Annotated in this window: 15 protein-coding genes; 5 read left to right on the forward strand and 10 right to left on the reverse strand. The window is 73.5% G+C overall.

Annotated elements, in window-relative coordinates:
• Positions 1-2: 2 nt before the first annotated feature.
• The 5 genes from MRBLMG1_RS35800 to MRBLMG1_RS35820 all read right to left on the reverse strand — a co-directional run bounded on the left by MRBLMG1_RS35800 (position 3) and on the right by MRBLMG1_RS35820 (position 7,093).
• The gene (locus MRBLMG1_RS35800) at positions 3-1,010 is read right to left on the reverse strand and encodes a TerC family protein (RefSeq protein ID WP_414721717.1); all 1,008 of its coding nucleotides are present in this window, start codon (positions 1,008-1,010) and stop codon (positions 3-5) included.
• A 232-nt stretch (positions 1,011-1,242) separates the two neighbouring features.
• Positions 1,243-3,159, reverse strand: coding sequence for a TerD family protein (locus MRBLMG1_RS35805; RefSeq protein WP_367828333.1), 1,917 nt, complete (start codon positions 3,157-3,159; stop codon positions 1,243-1,245).
• 104 nt (positions 3,160-3,263) lie between these two features.
• Positions 3,264-3,842 carry a TerD family protein gene (locus MRBLMG1_RS35810; protein ID WP_367828334.1) on the reverse strand — a complete coding sequence of 193 codons (579 nt, stop codon included), beginning with the start codon at positions 3,840-3,842 and terminating at the stop codon, positions 3,264-3,266.
• Positions 3,843-3,983: 141 nt separating this feature from the next.
• Entirely contained in the window at positions 3,984-6,122 is a 2,139-nt protein-coding gene (gene uvrB / locus MRBLMG1_RS35815; protein WP_367828335.1) for an excinuclease ABC subunit UvrB, read from the reverse strand.
• A 71-nt stretch (positions 6,123-6,193) separates the two neighbouring features.
• Positions 6,194-7,093 (reverse strand): MHYT domain-containing protein, encoded by a 900-nt coding sequence (locus MRBLMG1_RS35820; protein WP_367828336.1) that lies wholly within the window; start codon positions 7,091-7,093, stop codon positions 6,194-6,196.
• Positions 7,094-7,307: 214 nt separating this feature from the next.
• On the opposite strand from MRBLMG1_RS35820, the gene MRBLMG1_RS35825 reads away from it, so the two are divergent.
• Positions 7,308-7,874, forward strand: a complete 567-nt coding sequence (locus tag MRBLMG1_RS35825) for a methylated-DNA--[protein]-cysteine S-methyltransferase (protein ID WP_367828337.1) — start codon at positions 7,308-7,310, stop codon at positions 7,872-7,874.
• A 91-nt stretch (positions 7,875-7,965) separates the two neighbouring features.
• Entirely contained in the window at positions 7,966-9,252 is a 1,287-nt protein-coding gene (locus MRBLMG1_RS35830) for an MFS transporter (RefSeq protein WP_367828338.1), read from the forward strand.
• An 11-nt stretch (positions 9,253-9,263) separates the two neighbouring features.
• On the opposite strand, the gene MRBLMG1_RS35835 is transcribed toward MRBLMG1_RS35830, so the two are convergent.
• From MRBLMG1_RS35835 to MRBLMG1_RS35850, 4 genes are all read right to left on the reverse strand, one after another.
• Positions 9,264-10,256, reverse strand: a complete 993-nt coding sequence (locus tag MRBLMG1_RS35835; protein WP_367828339.1) for a TolB family protein — start codon at positions 10,254-10,256, stop codon at positions 9,264-9,266.
• 5 nt (positions 10,257-10,261) lie between these two features.
• Complete coding sequence (locus tag MRBLMG1_RS35840) at positions 10,262-11,575, reverse strand: MFS transporter (RefSeq protein WP_367828340.1); 1,314 nt, start codon at positions 11,573-11,575, stop codon at positions 10,262-10,264.
• Complete coding sequence (locus tag MRBLMG1_RS35845) at positions 11,575-12,915, reverse strand: discoidin domain-containing protein (RefSeq protein ID WP_367828341.1); 1,341 nt, start codon at positions 12,913-12,915, stop codon at positions 11,575-11,577. The genes MRBLMG1_RS35840 and MRBLMG1_RS35845 overlap by 1 nt, the downstream gene beginning before the upstream one ends.
• A gap of 284 nt (positions 12,916-13,199) precedes the next feature.
• Positions 13,200-13,556 (reverse strand): cupin domain-containing protein, encoded by a 357-nt coding sequence (locus tag MRBLMG1_RS35850; RefSeq protein WP_017238672.1) that lies wholly within the window; start codon positions 13,554-13,556, stop codon positions 13,200-13,202.
• A 274-nt stretch (positions 13,557-13,830) separates the two neighbouring features.
• Here MRBLMG1_RS35850 and MRBLMG1_RS35855 point away from each other — a divergent pair, with 274 nt between their 5' ends.
• Together MRBLMG1_RS35855 and MRBLMG1_RS35860 are read left to right on the forward strand one after the other, a co-directional pair.
• The gene (locus MRBLMG1_RS35855; RefSeq protein WP_367828342.1) at positions 13,831-14,760 is read left to right on the forward strand and encodes a pseudouridine-5'-phosphate glycosidase; all 930 of its coding nucleotides are present in this window, start codon (positions 13,831-13,833) and stop codon (positions 14,758-14,760) included.
• On the forward strand, positions 14,757-15,680 hold the full coding sequence (locus MRBLMG1_RS35860; protein WP_367828343.1) for a carbohydrate kinase family protein: 924 nt from the start codon (positions 14,757-14,759) through the stop codon (positions 15,678-15,680). The genes MRBLMG1_RS35855 and MRBLMG1_RS35860 overlap by 4 nt, the downstream gene beginning before the upstream one ends.
• A gap of 261 nt (positions 15,681-15,941) precedes the next feature.
• Here MRBLMG1_RS35860 and MRBLMG1_RS35865 read toward each other — a convergent pair whose 3' ends face one another.
• Complete coding sequence (locus MRBLMG1_RS35865) at positions 15,942-16,592, reverse strand: uridine kinase (RefSeq protein ID WP_367828400.1); 651 nt, start codon at positions 16,590-16,592, stop codon at positions 15,942-15,944.
• A 75-nt stretch (positions 16,593-16,667) separates the two neighbouring features.
• Here MRBLMG1_RS35865 and MRBLMG1_RS35870 point away from each other — a divergent pair, with 75 nt between their 5' ends.
• Entirely contained in the window at positions 16,668-17,420 is a 753-nt protein-coding gene (locus tag MRBLMG1_RS35870; protein ID WP_367828344.1) for an SDR family NAD(P)-dependent oxidoreductase, read from the forward strand.
• Positions 17,421-17,424 lie beyond the last annotated feature (4 nt).

Raw genomic sequence — 17,424 nt, forward strand, 5'->3', positions numbered from 1 at the left:
CGTCAGGCGCCGATGCTGTCCTTCTCGGCGTCGCCGGCGTCGGCCACGCTCTCGGCGGCCTCCCGCTCGGACTGCCTCTTGGAGGCGATCAGGCTGGTGATCGTGGTGACGACCAGGACGCCGCCGATGAAGGCGAGCGAGAACGGGATGGAGATCTCCGGGACGTGCACCCCGGACTCGTGCAGGGCGTGCAGCACCAGCTTCACGCCGATGAAGCCGAGGATCACGGACAGGCCGTAGCTGAGGTGGACCAGCTTCTTGAGCAGGCCGCCGATCAGGAAGTACAGCTGCCGCAGACCCATGAGGGCGAAGGCGTTGGCGGTGAAGACGATGTACGGGTCCTGGGTGAGGCCGAAGATCGCCGGGATGGAGTCGAGGGCGAAGAGGATGTCGGTGGTGCCGATGGCGAGCATGACGACCATCAGCGGCGTCATCACCCGCTTGCCGTTGACCCGGATGAAGAGCTTGGTGCCGTGGTACCGGTCGGCGACGCCGAACCGCTTCTCGGCCATCTTGAGGAGGCGGTTCTCCTCCCAGTCGTCCTCGTCCTCGTCGGCGCGGGCCTCCTGGATGAGCTTCCACGCGGTGTAGATCAGGAACGCGCCGAAGATGTAGAAGATCCAGGAGAAGTTCGCGATGACCGCGGCGCCCGCGATGATGAAGACGGTACGCAGCACCAGGGCGATCACCACGCCCACCAGCAGCACGCGCTGCTGGAGGTGGGAGGGCACCGCGAACTTCGCCATGATCAGGACGAAGACGAAGAGGTTGTCGACACTGAGCGACTTCTCGGTGATGTACCCGGCGAAGAACTCACCGGCGGCCTGCCCGTTGCCGAAGTACCACAGGCCCAGCCCGAAGAGTCCGGCGAGGACGATCCAGACGACCGTCCAGATTCCCGCTTCCTTGACCGACACGTCATGGGGCTTGCGCCCGATGAAGAAGTCGGCACCGATCAGGGCACACAGACCGAGAATGGTCAGCACCCACATGGTCATTGAAACGTCCACTGCGCCTCCGGCGTCGTACGGCTACTGATCAGCGTCGTCGCTGCCGGAGGTCTCTTCCACCCGAGCCGCGGACACCGCAGCCGGGCCGACGCCCCGGGATCGGATCCCTGGTGGATCCGTCCGTATTGACGGGTACGCCGCGCATGGGGAGTACTCCCCTCCGCACGGAAGAGGTTACCCGAAAGACCAAGAGAAGGTAAAGAGCAGGGTAAAGAGCTCCCAAAAGCCCAGGTCAGAAGTGCTTTCCATGGCGAGCCGCGGCCACCTGGGCCAGGACCTGCCGGAGGACGGAACTGCCCGGCGGGAGGATCGGGGGCTCGTACGACCAGGCGTGGCCGACCCACGGGTCGGCGAGGTGGTCGTCCGGGACCGGGGTGAGCCGCAGCAGCGAGCGCCACAGCGGATCGAGCAGGGGGCCGTACGCGGCGGCGTCCGCCCGGTCCGCGACCATCAGCAGATGGACGCCGACCGACGGGCCCTCGTCGGCGAGGTACCGGAGCCGGGTGACCGCCCGGTCGTCGAAGCCGTGCGGGAAGTCGTGCACGAGCAGCAGCTGCCGGGCCGTGTCCAGGCCGGGCGGCAGGGCGTCGGCGGCTCCGCCGCGTACCGCCATCTGCAACAGGTCGACCCGCTCGGTGAGCTGTTCGAGGACCGCGGAGACCCCGGTCGCGCCCCGGGCCGGCGGCGCGGCCAGCACGCCCGTCTCCACGAGCGGCGCCAGCGCGGTGGTGCCCGCGCCGGCGGCGTCGAGGACGTGGACGGTGAACTCGCCCGCCGGGTGCGCCGCGAGCAGCCGGGCGGCGTGCGCGACCGCGCTGTCCAGGGCGAGCCGCCGCAGCTCGATCTCGTCGAGCAGCCCGGCGGCCTCGGAGTGCCCCCTCCCGCTGTCCACCCAGAGCCCCCGCTCCAGCGGCAGCCGGACGAGCATCGGGATCCGCAGGTCGGTGCGCTCGGGGAGGTGGAGGTCGCCGAGGCGGACGGCCATCGGCTCCTCGGCCGGGACGCGGTAGGCGTGCCAGACGGGGCTGTCCCAGCGGGCGTACGCGGGCGGCAGGGCCGGTTCGACGACCTCGGACTCGGCCGCGAGCTGGGCGAGGTCCCGGTCCAGGACCTCCTTGGCCCGCTCCACGAGCTCGTCGTGCCGGGCGCGGGCGGTCGCCCGGGCCGCGTCGTTCGCGCCGCCGACCCGGGAGCGGTAGTCGGAGAGCGACTGGTCGAGCTCCCGGTCGAGCCGGGACTCCGCGAAGTCGCAGGCGCTGCGGTAGGCGGCGGCGGTACGGGCCAGGTCCTCGAACATCCCCCAGACCTGGTTGTACAGGCGCTCGTCCATCGACCAGCCCGAGGCGTCCCCGGCGACCGGCGTCGGCGGCGCCTGCCGGGGCTCCGGGGCGGCGGCCTGACGTCGGGGATGGGCGTAGCTGATCGGGTCGGTGGTGCCCATGGCGGGGGTGGGCGTGCCCGTCGTGGGGACGGCGGGGGGCGTCGGCGGCAGCGGCGGGACGGGGGTCGGGGCGGTGTCCGGTGCGGACGTGCCGACGCGCTCCACCTCGGGGAGGAGCGCCGCCGGGTCGGCGAGCGGACGCGCCGGCTCGGTGGCGGGCTGCTCCGGGGCGACCGCCGCGAGGATGGACGCGGCCAGGTCGGCGGGGCGGTCAAGGCCCTGGTCGCCGAGGAGGGCGGCGAGGCCGCCCTCGTACCCCTGGCCCATGGCGCGGACTTTCCAGGCGCCCTGGCGGCGGTACAGCTCCAGGGCCACGACGGCGGACTCGCTGTCGAGTCCGGTGATCGTGTAGCTGGCGACGTCCGTGCCGTCCTGGCCGGCGACGGCGACGAAGGGGGCGGCGAGGGCGCCGAAGCGGACGGTTCCGGCGCCCGGCGGGAGGGCGAGGAGAACGGAGACGCGGTGGACGGCCTCGGGGACCACCGCCAGGTCGACGGTGAGGCGGTGGTCGGCGGCGCACCGCCCGGGGACGTCGACGCCGGGCAGCGAGGGCGCGCCGGGGTGGGCGATCCACTCGACGCCGGGGATCCGGCCGTGCTCGTCGCCGAGTGTGGCTCCGGCGAGGACGGGGTGTCCGGCCGACACCCGGATCTCCAGTCGGGTGTCGGGCAGGGGGTGGTTCTGCCCCCGGACCAGCTCGGCCGTCATCGACTCTGTCCCCTCGGTGTTTCCTGGTGCCCGAACGTGTTCATGCGGGACAGCTCCCGGCGGCCTCGTGCCTCCGGGAGCTGTGGGTGCGGTCCGCGCCGCGACTACAGGTGCGGCAGGATCGCCGGCATCAGGTCCTGGAAGGTGCGGCCGTTGGCCGGGTTGCCCAGGGCGGTCATCTGCCAGCCGGAGCCGACCCGGTGCACCTTCGCCATGATCTGCGCGGTGTAGTTGCCGCCGCCGTCGAGGGTGTAGCGCGCGAGCTCCTGCCCGTTCGTCTCGTCGACGATGCGGCAGAACGCGTTCTGCACTTCCTGGAACGTCTGGCCGGTGAAGGAGTTCACCGTGAAGACGATCTGGTCGATGTGGACCGGGACCCGCTCCAGGTCGACGAGGATCGCCTCGTCGTCGCCGCCCTGGCCGGCGCCGCCGACGAGGTTGTCACCGGTGTGCTTGACCGAGCCGTCGTCGCTGACCAGGTGGCGGAAGAAGACCACGTCGACCGGCTGCTTGTCGGCGAAGAGGACCGCCGAGGCGTCCAGGTCGATCTCGCGGGTGCGCGAACCGAAGAGACCGCGGCGCGGCGCGGCCTGCCAGCCGAGGCCCATCCGCACCTGGGTGAGACTGCCCCCGCCCTTCTTCTCCAGGCTGATGGCCTGGCCCTTGGTCATGTTGACCGACACGCGTCTGCCCCTCTCGTTGGCGTTCCCCGCGTCCGCTGTTCCGGTGCGTGCGGTTGTCGAGCACCCTACGCAGCGCCACCGACACCGCGGAGGCGAGGTCCGGTTTTGTGTCGGTCTTGCAACACACCGGACCGCGTACGGTCAGGCGAGTCCCGCCTCCTTCATCTGGCGCAACTCCTTCTTCAGCTCTCCCACTTCGTCCCGGAGCCGGGCGGCCACCTCGAACTGCAGCTCGGCGGCCGCGGCCCGCATCCGGTCGGTCATCTCCTCGATGATCGCGGCCAGTTCGGTCGCGGGACGGTCGCCGAGCTCGACCGTCGAGCCCGACCCGCGGGCCTTGCCCCGGCCCTTGGGGGCGTGCGCGGCGAGCGAGGGGACGGGTGCCTTGGCGCCCTTGCCCTCCTTCGCCTGGCGGTAGCCGCTGCCGAGGAGCTCCTCGGTGTCGATCTCCTCGCGCGCGATGGTCGCGACGATGTCGTTGATCTTCTTGCGGAGCGGCTGCGGGTCGATGCCGTGCTCCGTGTTGTACGCGATCTGCTTCTCGCGGCGCCGGTTCGTCTCGTCGATGGCCTGCTCCATCGCCGGCGTGATCCGGTCGGCGTACATGTGGACCTGGCCCGAGACGTTTCGGGCGGCGCGGCCGATCGTCTGGATCAGGGAGGTCCCGGAGCGCAGGAAGCCCTGCTTGTCGGCGTCGAGGATGGCGACGAGGGACACCTCGGGAAGGTCGAGGCCCTCCCGGAGGAGGTTGATGCCGACGAGGACGTCGTACTCGCCGGCGCGCAGTTCGCGGAGCAGCTCGATGCGGCGCAGGGTGTCGACGTCGCTGTGCAGGTAGCGCACCTGGATGCCGAGCTCCAGGAAGTAGTCGGTGAGGTCCTCGGCCATCTTCTTGGTGAGGGTGGTGACGAGGACCCGCTCGTCCTTCTCGGTGCGCAGCCGGATCTCGTGGACCAGGTCGTCGATCTGGCCCTCGGTGGGCTTGACGACGACCTCGGGGTCGACGAGGCCGGTGGGGCGGATGATCTGCTCGACGAAGCCGTCGCCGCGGGACAGCTCGTACGTCCCCGGGGTCGCGGACAGGTAGACGGTCTGACCGATCCGCTCCTGGAACTCCTCCCACTTCAGCGGGCGGTTGTCGAGGGCGGACGGCAGGCGGAAGCCGTGGTCGACGAGGGTCCGCTTGCGGGAGGCGTCGCCCTCGTACATGGCGCCGATCTGCGGCACGGTGACGTGCGACTCGTCGATGACGAGGAGGAAGTCCTCGGGGAAGTAGTCGATGAGGGTGTTGGGCGCGGAGCCGGGCTCGCGGCCGTCGAAGTGCATCGAGTAGTTCTCGATGCCGGAGCAGGAGCCGATCTGCCGCATCATCTCGATGTCGTACGTGGTCCGCATGCGCAGGCGCTGCGACTCCAGGTGCTTGCCCTGCTTGTCGAGCTCGGCGAGGCGGACCTCGAGCTCGCGCTCGATGTCGTTGACCGCGCGCTCCATGCGCTCGGGGCCCGCGACGTAGTGGCTGGCGGGGAAGACGTACAGCTCGCGGTCCTCGCTGATGACCTCGCCGGTGAGCGGGTGGAGGGTGGAGAGGGCCTCGATCTCGTCGCCGAACATCTCGATGCGGACGGCGAGTTCCTCGTACACCGGGAAGATCTCGATGGTGTCGCCGCGGACGCGGAAGGTGCCGCGGGTGAACGCCAGGTCGTTCCGGGTGTACTGGATGTCGACGAAGCGGCGGAGCAGCAGGTCGCGGTCCATCTCCTCGCCGACCTTGAGGGGGACCATGCGGTCCACGTACTCCTGGGGCGTGCCGAGGCCGTAGATGCAGGAGACGGAGGCGACCACGATGACGTCCCTGCGGGTGAGCAGGGAGTTCGTCGCGGAGTGGCGGAGCCGCTCCACCTCCTCGTTGATGGAGGAGTCCTTCTCGATGTACGTGTCCGACTGCGGCACGTACGCCTCGGGCTGGTAGTAGTCGTAGTACGAGACGAAGTACTCCACCGCGTTGTTCGGCAGGAGCTCGCGGAACTCGTTCGCCAGCTGGGCGGCCAGCGTCTTGTTCGGCGCCATCACGAGGGTGGGGCGCTGGAGCTTCTCGATCATCCAGGCGGTGGTCGCCGACTTGCCGGTGCCGGTCGCGCCGAGGAGCACGACGTCCTTCTCGCCCGCGCGGATGCGCCGCTCGAGGTCGGCGATGGCAGCGGGCTGGTCGCCGCTTGGCTGGTAGGAGCTGACGACCTCGAAGGGCGCCACCGAACGTTCGATCTTGGAAACGGGCCGCATGCAACCACCGTACGACCCGGCACTGACACACGGGCGGTGATCGGCTCACCGCCCCGTCCGCGGGTGTCCCGTCACCAGTCCTGGGAGCGGTGGCCGCCCCGGGGGACGCTCCTGCGCGCGGCGCGTCCGGAGGGGCGCGCGGTCCAGTTCGCGGGCTCGCCGTAGGAGGGCACGTGGCGCGGGGCGGGCACCCCGGGGCGGTTCACGCTCCGGGCGTCGGGGCGCTGCCAGTCCGGGTCGCCCATCACGAGCAGCGGGTCGAACATGACGACGACCGCGGCGAGGATCAGGAAGACCGCCGGGCCGATCAGCATCGGCAGGAGGAGCGAGGTCGCGGTGTCGCCGGTCCCGCTGCGGGGCTCCGCTCCGTGCAGGTGGACGCTGACCGCGGCCATGGCGGTGTAGTGCATACCACTGACGGCGACGCCCATCACCAGGCTCGCACCGAGGCTGGCCAGAAATCCATGTACGGAAACGGCCGCCCAGAGGGCCGCGGTGGCGGCCACCACGGCGATGACCACGGAGAAGGCGACGGTGAGCGTGTCGTACTCGATGCGGCCCTGGAGGCGCATGCCGGCCATGCCGAGGTAGTGCATGGTGGCGACCCCGAGGCCCGTGATGGTGCCGCCGGTGACCAGGGTCAGGGCGGTGGCGCCGCGGTAGCCGACGATGAAGATGCCGATGCCGACCATGAGCACGGCGACGCCCAGACTGGCGAAGGTGATGGGGCGGTCGTAGTTGACGGGCGCCTGCTGGACCGAGAAGCCCATCATGGCGATGAAGTGCATCGTCCATATGCCGGTGCCGATCGAGGTGGCGCCGAGGGCGAGCCAGCCCGCCTTGAAGCTCTCGCGGTGGCGGAGCGATCTGGTGGTGCACCGCAGCCCGAGGGCGCCGCCGAGGCACGCCATGAGAAAGGCGGCCACCGGCGTGACGAGCCCGTAGCTGAATCCGTCGACCGTGCCCTGCATGAGCGTGAGTCCTCCACCCCTGGTGCAACGTCGTCCGAAAACAGTCGGTACCGCTGGGTAGTACTACCGGGGCGAGAGTATGGCGCGAAGGGGCCCCGGCGACCACGTCACCGGGGAATTGCCGGTGGTGAGACCGGAGCGAGACCGGTCCGTGATCTTGGGCCGCCACCGGTCCCCGCCCCGGATGTCGGTGCCCGGTCGTACCGTGGGCGGCATGGACATCGAAGCGGGGCCCGCGCGTGCGGCGGAGGCCGTCCCGGTGGAGTGGACGGTCATGGCGAGCGACATCGGGCCGCTCTTCCTCGCCGCGACCGAGCGGGGGCTGGTCCGGGTCGAGTTCCACGCCGACGCCGCACGGCGGGAGCGGATGCTCGACCGGCTGGCCGGGCAGCTCGGCGCGGAGCCGGTGGAGCGCGCCTCCGGACTGCTCGCCGAGCCGGTGCGCCGGTTCGAGCGGTACTTCGCCGGCGAGCCGGGCGACATCATCCTGCCCCTGGACTGGAGCCTGACGACCGGCTTCAACCGGCAGGTGCTCCGCGAACTGGCCGCCGGCGTCCCGTACGGGACGGTCGTCGGGTACGGGGAGCTGGCGAGGCGCGTGGGGCAGCCCGGTGCCGCGCAGGCGGTCGGGGCGGCGATGGGCGCCAATCCGCTGCCCGTGGTGGTGCCGTGCCACCGCGTGGTGGAGAGGGACGGCGGGCTCGGCGGCTTCGGGGGCGGCCTGGAGACCAAGCGGCGGCTGCTGGCCCTGGAGGGCGTCCTGCCCGCACCCCTGTTCTGAGCGGGCGCCTCCTCGGGCTCCGGGCGGGGCGCCTCCTCCGGTTGCCCTGATGGCGTTCCCAACGGATGGGACGGCTGGCACACTCACGTCAGTGACTCACACCTCCGATGCCCCTGACTCCACCCTGCCCGAGCACATATCCGTCCCCGAGGCCGAACTGCCGGCCCTGCGCCGCCGGATCCAGGCCGTGCTGATCGGCACCCAGATCCTCGGCGGCCTGGGCATCGCCACCGGCGTCGCGCTCTCGGCCGTGCTGGCCCGGGACGTCAGCGGCTCCGAGGCCCTGTCGGGCCTCGCGTCGACGGCCACCGTGGCCGGACCCGCCCTGCTCGCCATGCCGCTGGCCTCCTTGATGGCCTCGCGCGGGCGCCGGGCCGGGCTCGTCCTCGCGTACCTCATCGGAGCCTTCGGCGCCGGGGTCGCGGTGCTCGGCGCGGTCGTCGACAGCTTCCCCCTGCTGCTCGCCGGCCTCGTCGGCTTCGGGGCGGGGTCCTCGGCGAACCTGGCGGCCCGCTTCGCCGCCGCCGACCTGGCCGAACCGGACCGCAGGGCGCGGGCCATCTCCACCGTCGTGTGGGCGACGACCATCGGGGCGGTACTCGGCCCGAACATCGCCGCGCCGGCCGGGAAGAGCGTCTCCGGCCTGGGCATCCCGGCCACGGCGGGCCCCTTCCTGTGGGCCGGCGGCGTCTTCGTCGTCGCCGCGGTCCTGGTGGCCGTGCTGCTGCGGCCCGACCCGCTCCTCACCGCCCGCGCGCTGAGCCCCTCCGACCCGGCGAAGGCCGCGGAAGGACGGTCGCTGCGCGCCGGCATGCGGGCGGTACGGGAGTCGCCGACGGCCCGCCTCGCCCTCGTCACCATCGCCGCCTCGCACACCGCGATGGTGTCGATCATGTCGATGACACCGGTGGCGCTCACCCACCACGGCGCCGACATCCGGCTGATCGGGCTGGTCATCAGCGGCCACATCGCGGGCATGTTCGCCTTCTCGCCCGTGATGGGCTGGCTGTCCGACCGGCTCGGCCGACTGTCGGTCATCGGGCTCGCCGTCGGGCTCCTCGGCGTCGCGGCGCTCGTCGCGGGCACCTCCGGGTCGAGTCACGGCCAGACCGCCGCGGGCCTCTTCATCCTCGGCCTCGGCTGGTCGGCGGGGCTCGTCTCCGGCTCCGCGCTGCTCACGGACTCGGTGCCGCAGGACGCGCGGGCGGCCGTCCAGGGGTTGTCCGACACCATCATGAACACCGCCGCCGGTCTCGGCGGGATCGCGGCGGGCCTGATCGTCTCGCAGGCCGGCTACGGGCCCCTGAACGCCATCGCCGCGTGCCTGCTCCTGCCGATGGCGGCCCTCGCGGCGCTGTCCGCCGTCCGCAAGGCCTGACACCCGGGCCGTCAGCGCGGGGCCGCCGGGGACGAGGCCCCGGTCGCCAGGCGGCGGGGTGCGCCCGTGCCGTCGGCCGGCACCGACCAGACCGCTCCCCCGTAGCCGTACGCGAGGGTCTCCCCGTCCGTCCACAGGGCCTGGTCGTCGATGCCGCGCCGCTCCGCGACGGGGTGCTCTCGGCCGGAGCGCAGGTCGTACACGTACAGCCGCCACGGTTCGCGCGGGCCGTCCGAGACCCGCTTCTTGAAGGCGATCCGGGTGCCGTCCGGGGAGAGCGACGGGCACTCGGTGTTCTCCCGGAGCGCACGCGCGGACCAGGACCGCATGTCGCCCTCGACGAGGTGGGTGCGGCCGCCGGTCGACACGGTGGCGTAGAAGCGGTTGTCGTCGGCGGCGAAGGTGACGCCCCAGTAGTTGACGTCCGGGGCGTGGTACCGGCGGCCGCCGAGGGTGAGCGGGATCTGCTCGATGTTCTTCACCAGGTAGCCGGTGCGCAGGTCGAGGATCGAGGTGCGGGTGGAGAAGGACGAGCGCGCGTACGAGTCGCCGGTCGCGAACATCGTCCAGGACAGCATGCGGCCCGAGGCGGAGACCCGGGCCCGGCTGGGGATGCCCGGCAGCGAGATGCGGCGCAGTTCGCGCAGCCGCCGGTCGAGGACGAGGACGTAGGAGCGGGCGGGGACGCCCGGCCGCTTCTGGAGGCACACGACGGTCGGGCCGGCCGCGTGGAAGCGGTCGCAGGAGGGGCCGCCGACCACCCGCCCGCCGGGTGCGGCCGGGTCCACGCGCGCGATGCGCCCGCTCGCGGTGTCGCGGGCGTAGAGCGCCGCCGCGCCGTCGAGGGTGAAGCCGGCGTCGGCGGTGCCGGCGGCCGCGGCCTGCCGCCCCGAGGCCGCCCGGAGGGTGTAGGCCGTGGCGCCGCCGCCGAGCAGCAGGAGGGCGAGGACGAGGACGCCCACGCGCGCGCGTGCGGAGAGGCGGGCACCGGTCGGTGCGTTCATGGGGGTCAGTCCTCTCGGAGGGCCTTGGGGGCGGCGGGGGCCGCGGGCGTCCTGGGCAGCAGGCGGGCGGCGCAGCACAGGGCCGCCGCGAGGGCGACGAGCGCGGCCACGAGGGCGGTCTCGGGGCCGCTCGCCGTCCAGACGGCGCCGAAGGCGACGGCGGCGACGAACCGGGCGAGCGCCTGGGCGGTCTGGACGAGTGCCAGTCCGCCGGCCTGCCGTCCCTCGGTGAGGTACGGGCCGGCCAGGGCCATGAGGACGCCGTCGGTGGCGGCGTAGAAGATCCCGAGCAGCAGGAGGACGCCGACGAGGGCCGCGCCGCCGGGCACGGGGGCCAGGAGCAGCCCGTAGGCCAGGAGCAGCGCCCCGTGGCCGTACAGGAGCGGCCCGCGCCGGCCCGTGCGGTCGGCGAGGCGTCCGGCCGGGACGGCGAGCAGCAGGTAGACGGCGGCGGCGCCGAGCGGCAGGAACGGGAACCAGGTCGCGTCGAGTTCGAGCCGCCGCTGGAGCAGCAGGTAGAGGAAGGCGTCGCCGACGGTGGCGGCCCCGAGGAGACCGGCGCAGAGCACGATCCGCCGGTACGCGGGTGAGCGCGTCGCGGCGAAGAGCCCGCCACGCGCGCGCGGAGGGGCCGGGCGCCTCCCCGTCTCGTCGATCGGCCCGCGTGCCGGTGGCGGTGCCGCCGGTCCGCTCCCCCGCCGCCCGGGGACGAGGAGCAGCCAGAGCAGGACACCGAACGCGCCGACGCTGAAGCTGACGGCGAAGACGGTCTCGTACGCGTCGGCCGTCACCGTGAGGAGGGCGAACGCGGCGAGGGGGCCGAGGAGCGCGCCGGTGGTGTCCATGGCGCGGTGAATGCCGAACGCGCGGCCCAGGTCCTCCGGCGGGCTGTGCAGGGTGATGAGCGCGTCGCGCGGGGCGGTGCGGACGCCCTTGCCGAGCCGGTCGGCGGCGAGCGCGGTGGCGATCCAGCCGGTCGCGCCGCCCGCGAGGAGGAGGCCGAGCCGGGAGCAGGCGGAGAGGGCGTAGCCGAGTCCGGCGACGAGTTTGTGGCGGCCGCCGCGGTCTGCGGTGGCCCCGCCGAGGAGGCGTACGAGCGCGGTGGCGCCGGTGGACAGGCCGTCGAGGAGCCCGAACTGGAGGGGGGACAGGCCGAGTCCGAGGACCAGGTAGAGCGGCAGGACGGCGGTCACCATCTCGGAGGAGACATCGGTGACGAGGCTGACCGCGCCGAGGGCGAGGACGGTGCCCGGGACGCGCCGCCTGACCCCCGAAGGGGTGGGCGGCGCGTCGCGGCGACCGGTGGTCGCGAGGTACATCAGTGGCAGGTGTAGGTCGGGCCGGAGTCCTTCACCTGGTCGTCGGTGCCGACGTACTGCCAGGTGTAGGTGGTGTCGGTGAGGTCCAGCTTCAGGACCCCGTAGGTGCCGCTGATCCTCTTCTGGCTGTTGGGCTGGACCGTCTCGATGTCGTACGGCTCGGCGCCGCCCATGCCGCCGACGATCTCGACGATGCCGTCGGCGGTCGCCTGGCCGCTCGGGTTCTGCGGGGCGAAGCGCTCGTAGTGGTGGTCGTGGCCGTTGAGGACCAGGTCGGCCTTGGCCCCGTAGAGGATCTGCCAGACCGGCTTGGAGACGGGGTCGTTGCCGTGGCCGCCGGAGGAGTACAGCGGGTGGTGGAAGTAGGCGGCGATGCAGCCCTTGGTGTTCCGCGCGAGGTCGTCCTTGAGCCACTGGATCTGCGCGGCGTCGTCGAAGGAGTTGGAGTCGAGGGCGACGAAGTGCCAGTTGCCCTGGTCGTAGCTGTAGTACGACTTGCCCTGCGGGTAGGCGATGGCGCCGAAGTACGCCTTGTAGCCGGCGAGCGGGCCCGCCGGGTCGTAGGTCTCGTGGTTGCCGGGGACGGGCCGGGTCTTCGCCTTGAAGGCGCCCCAGGTCTTGTCGTAGTAGGCGCGGAAGTCGGAGAGCAGGGCGTCGTCGTACTGGTTGTCGCCCATCGTCAGGTAGAAGGACGGCGCGATCCGCTGGGCCAGCGCCGCGGTCTTGGGGTGGGCGCAGGAGCTGCTGGAGGCCGTGCACTGGGCGGCGATGTCGCCGGCCGCGACGACGGTGAAGCCGCCGCCGGGCTGGGGCGTGGTGGAGGTGGTGCCGTAGACCTCCACCGTGTAGAGCGAGTAGCCGTACGAGGTGCCGCGGGCGGTCCCGTACACGCGCAGGTAGCGGCCGGTGCCGGTGAGCCCGGTCCAGTCGTCGGTGCCGCCGTTCCCGGCGGTCTCGGTGGCGAGGCGGGTCCACGTGGTGCCGTCGGCGGAGATCTCGACGCGGTAGGCCTTGGCGTAGGCGGCCTCCCAGACGAGCTTGACGCGGGAGACGGTCGACGAGGGGCCGAGGTCGACCTTGATCCACTGCGGGTCGACGCCCTCGGTGCTGGCCCAGCGGGTGGTGGCGACGCCGTCGAAGGCCTTCTCCGGCCCGAAGGTGGAGTCCTCGACGGAGGAGGAGGTGGCGGGCCGCCCCTGGGAGATCAGGGAGTCGGCCGCGGCTCCGGCCCGGTCCGGGAGGGCGAGCAGGAGCCCGCCGACGAGGAGCAGGACGGCGGTGAGGACGAAGGGGAGGCGGGTGGTGGGGCGGTGGGGTGGGGCGGAGGCGTACAGGCGCATACCTGGGCTCCCTGGCCTGAGGGGTGGCGAGAGCTGGACACCGGTGCGGCGCACCACGGCCCGGCCGCGCGGGCCGGCGCCCGCGCCGCGGGAGTGCGGGCGCGGGCGACCGACCGGTGGCGATTCGGGCGCCACGCGGTGGGGTGGTGCTCGGCGGCCGGGTCAGAGCTCTCGCTGAGCGCGTCACGCCGCTGGTTCGGGCGCCGCGCCAAGCCGCCGCCGGGGATGCTATCGGATAGGAAGGTTTCCTACCAGACTCTCGACCGCCGGCGTTCCCCGGGCCTTCAGAGGCTGATGTGGTACGCCTTGCGGAGGGTCTCGTGCACGGTCCAGGTGGTCCGGTCACCCTCGCGCAGCACGCAGGCGTCACCGGGCCCGATCTCCAGCGTCTCGCCGCCCTCGACGGCGACGGTCGCCCGCCCGGAGACCACCACGAAGAGCTCGTTGGCCTCGGTGTCGGTGACGACGCCGGGGGTGATCTGCCAGATGCCGCGCAGCTGCTTGCCGTCGGCCGACTCCCACAGCACCTTGCCGGTCACCTCGGGCGTGCCGGAGACGATCTGGCCGGGGTCCAGTGGCTCCGCTTCGAGCTCGGCGTCGGGGATGTGCACGGCGAAGGAGGGCAGGTCATGTGTCGTCATGGGCGGTGACTGTAGCGGGGGTCCAGGACCGCCCCACGCCCGGGACCTGCTGGAATAACCCGCTCCGCTTCGCCTCCCACCAGGCCCGATGCCCGAATCCGAGACCGGCGACGAAATCCGTACCGGCCCTCCGGCACGACGCCCCGCGGGCGCGGCGGGCTCCCCGGCGACCACGCCGGCCGCCCCGTGACGGATTCCGCAGGCACCGCCCGGGGCGTGGCGGGAGGTCGCCGACGAGGTTTGCGGGACCCGCGGGCGCGCCAAGGAATGGGACATGTCCACACAGGTGTCCGAAGAGGTACGGGAAGCGCTCCACGAGGGCCGTCCCGTCGTCGCGCTCGAATCGACGATCATCGCCCACGGCCTGCCGCGCCCGCGCAACCTCTCCGTGGCGGGGGAGCTGGAGGAGCTGGTACGCGCCGGGGGCGCCGTCCCCGCCACCATCGCGGTCGTGGACGGCACCGCCAGAGTGGGCCTGGACCGCGCGGCCCTGACCCGGATCGCCGAGGACCCGGCGGTACGGAAGCTGGGGCACCGCGACCTGGCCCCGGCCCTGGCGGCCGGCGTCACGGGGGCGACGACGGTCTCGGCGACGGCCTGGCTTGCCCACGCCGCCGGGATACGGGTGTTCGCCACCGGCGGCCTCGGCGGCGTGCACCGGGAGTGGAGCGAGACCCAGGACGAGTCCGCCGACCTGCGGCTGCTCGCCCAGGTCGGGATCACCGTGGTGTGCGCCGGAGTCAAGTCGATCCTCGACGTGCCCGCGACGCTCCAGCGCCTGGAGACCCTGGGGGTGACGGTCGTCGGGTACGGCACGGACCGATTCCCCGGCTTCTACCTCTCCTCCTCGGGCGAGCCCGTCGACTGGACCCTGCGGACCCCGGAGGAGGTGGCCGCGGTCCTCCGCTCCCAGGACGCGCTCGGCGGACCCGCGGCGGCCCTCGTCGTGGCCAACCCGGTCCCGGTGGCCGAGCAACTGGACCCCGCACTGCACGACCGGGTGCTGGCGGCCGGCCTCGAAGCGGCGAAGGAGAAGGGGATCATGGGCCAGGCGGTCACCCCGTTCCTCCTCGAATACCTGACGGTCCACACGGAAGGGGCGTCCCTGGAGGCGAACCTCGCGGCGGTACGGGGCAACGTGCGGCTCGCCGCGGACATCGCGCGCGCGTACGGCGCGGGGACGCGCGGCCCGGCCGACCGGTGACGCCCCCCGCCGAAGGCGCGCTCCTCGTCGTCGGGGACGTGGTCACGGACGTCGTCGCCCGGCACCGGACGCCCCTCGCGCCCGCGACGGACACGGCGGCGGAGATCCGGACCCTCCCGGGTGGCGCCGGCGCCAACGCGGCCTGCTGGGCGGCGCGTTCCGGCCGGCGGGAGGTGCGGCTGCTCGGCCGGGTGGGCACGGACGCGGCCGACTGGCACGACCGGGCGCTGCGGCGGGCGGGCGTGCGGCCCCTCCTGGTCCCGGACGCGGAGACCGCCACCGCCACGGTGATCTCACTCGTGGACGCCACCTCGGAGCGCACCTTCCTGACCGACAGCGGCGCCGCGCTCCGCCTCTCCCCCGCCGACTGGTCCGCCGGGCTGCTCGACGGCGTGGCCCGACTGCACCTCTCGGGTTACCTGTTCTTCGCCGCCCCGAGTCGAGAGACGGCCCTGCGGGCGCTGCGGGACGCCCGGCAGGCGGGCATCCCCGTGAGCGTCGATCCCGCCTCGACGGGGTTCCTCGACCGGCTCGGCGTGGACCGGTTCCTGGCCGCGGCGAAGGACGCCGAGGTCCTGCTGCCCAACGCCGACGAGGCCCGGGCGCTCAGCGGGGGCGCCGAACCCGACTCGGCCGCCGCGGAGTTGAGCCGGCGCTTCCCCCTGGTCGTGGTCACCCTGGGCGCCGCGGGGGCCCTGGTCGCCGAGGGCGGCGCGGTCACGGCACGGGTGGCGGCACCCCTGGTGCCGCCGGTGCGCCGCGTCGACTCGACGGGGGCGGGCGACGCCTTCACCGGGGCCTTCCTCGCCGCCCTGCTCGCCGGCGCGGACCCCGTACGGGCCGCCGAGGCGGGCTGCCGCGCGGGCGCGGAGGCGGTCACCGTCGTGGGCGGCAGACCCCCGGACCTCCAGGGCCCGTAGGGGGGTCCCGCCGGTCGGGCCGGGTCCGCGACACGGGGGCCAGGCCGGGTCCGCGACACGGGGGCCGGGCTCGCGGCATGAGGGCGTCAGGCACGGCTCGCGGCACTTGGCCGACCGGGCGCGGCCCCGCGGCACAAAACCGACCGGGCGCGGCCCCGCGGCACGAAACCGACCGGGCACGGCCCCGCGGCACGAAACCGACCGGGCACGGCCCAGCGGCACGAAACCGACCGGGCACCCACCAGGGCCCGCGTCCGCGCGCTACCCCTCGCCTTGGCCGCCGCCGAGGCCCGTCCAGGCCGGGTGGCGGGGGTCGTCGGCGCGCACGACCGCGTCGGCGGTCCCGGCGGGGTCGACCTCCGCCTCGTACCGGGCGAAGGCGGGAAGGGTCCACTGCTCCTCGGTGCGCCGGGCGAGGGCGGCGGGCGACAGCCGCAGGTGCACGGTGAGGTCGAACGGGAACCAGTGGCCGAGGAGGAACGGCCCGTGCACCACGAGCACGCCGCCGGGCGGCAGCGTGACGTACGGGCTGCGGGTCGCCCGGTCCCTGACCGGGTCCCACAGATCCGGCAGCACACGGCCGGTGCCGTCCGGCCCCAGCGGGCCGAAGACCTCACGCCACAGGGCCCCGGTGTCGACCCAGCCGTCGAAGTACGCGTCGGGGTCCCGCTTCCCGTACTCGAACCGGAGGGACGCGGGCCGCAGGAAGCCCCCGGTCCCCACCACGTGGACGGAGCGCCCGCGTGCCCGCAGCGCCTCGGCGAGCAGCCCCGCGAGCTCGCCGCCGGGCGCGGCGGGCGGCCCGTCGATGCCGACCTTGAGCCACTCGCCGCCGTCGCCGGGGGTGGCCGGTTCGACGTGCCCGGCGAGGGTCTCGGCCAGCCGGTCCCAGGTGATCGCCTCGTATCGCATCCCGCTCATCCTGCCCGCCGTTCGTGGGTCACCGCTTGACCTTGTCACTGGCGTCACCGTTCGACCATCGCATCCATGGACACCACCACACCCACCAGGGTCGTCGTCGTCACCGGCGCGGGCACCGGCATCGGCCGGGCCACCGCGCGGGCCTTCGCCGGGCAGGGGGCGACGGTCGTCGCCGTCGGGCGCCGGGAGGAGCCGCTGCGGGAGGCCGCCGGCGGGCACGCGGGGATCCACCCGTTCGTCGCCGACGTCACGGCCGAAGGGGCCGCCGAGGAGATCGTGCGGGCCGCCCTCGCCTCCCACGGACGCCTCGACGTCCTCGTCAACAACGCCGGCGTCTCCGCCGGCGGCCCGCTCGGCACCCTCGACCGCGCCGTGATGACCCCTCTCGTGGAGACGAACCTCGTCGCCCCCGTGCTGCTCACCCAGGCCGCCGTGCCGGCGCTCCGGGAGTCCCGGGGCGCGGTGGTGAACGTGACGACGACGATCGGCCTGCGCGGCTGGCCGGCCAACTCCTTCTATCCGGCCACCAAGAGCGCCCTGGAGACCCTGACCCGCTGCTGGGCGGTGGAGCTGGCGCCGGACGGCGTCCGGGTGGTGGCCGTCGCCCCCGGCGCGATCGAGACCCCGATCGCGGACCACATGGGGCTCTCGCCCGAGCGGCGGGCGGCGCTGCGGGCGTGGCAGCTCGCGCACACCCCGCTGGGCCGGATCGGCAGGCCCGAGGAGGTCGCCTGGGCGATCACCGCGCTCGCCGCGCCCGACGCCGCCTTCGTGACCGGCACCGTACTGCCCGTCGACGGGGGCGCGCTGGTCTCGTGATACG

The organism is Streptomyces sp. LMG1-1-1.1 (assembly GCF_040815545.1).
Taxonomy (GTDB): Bacteria; Actinomycetota; Actinomycetes; order Streptomycetales; family Streptomycetaceae; genus Streptomyces.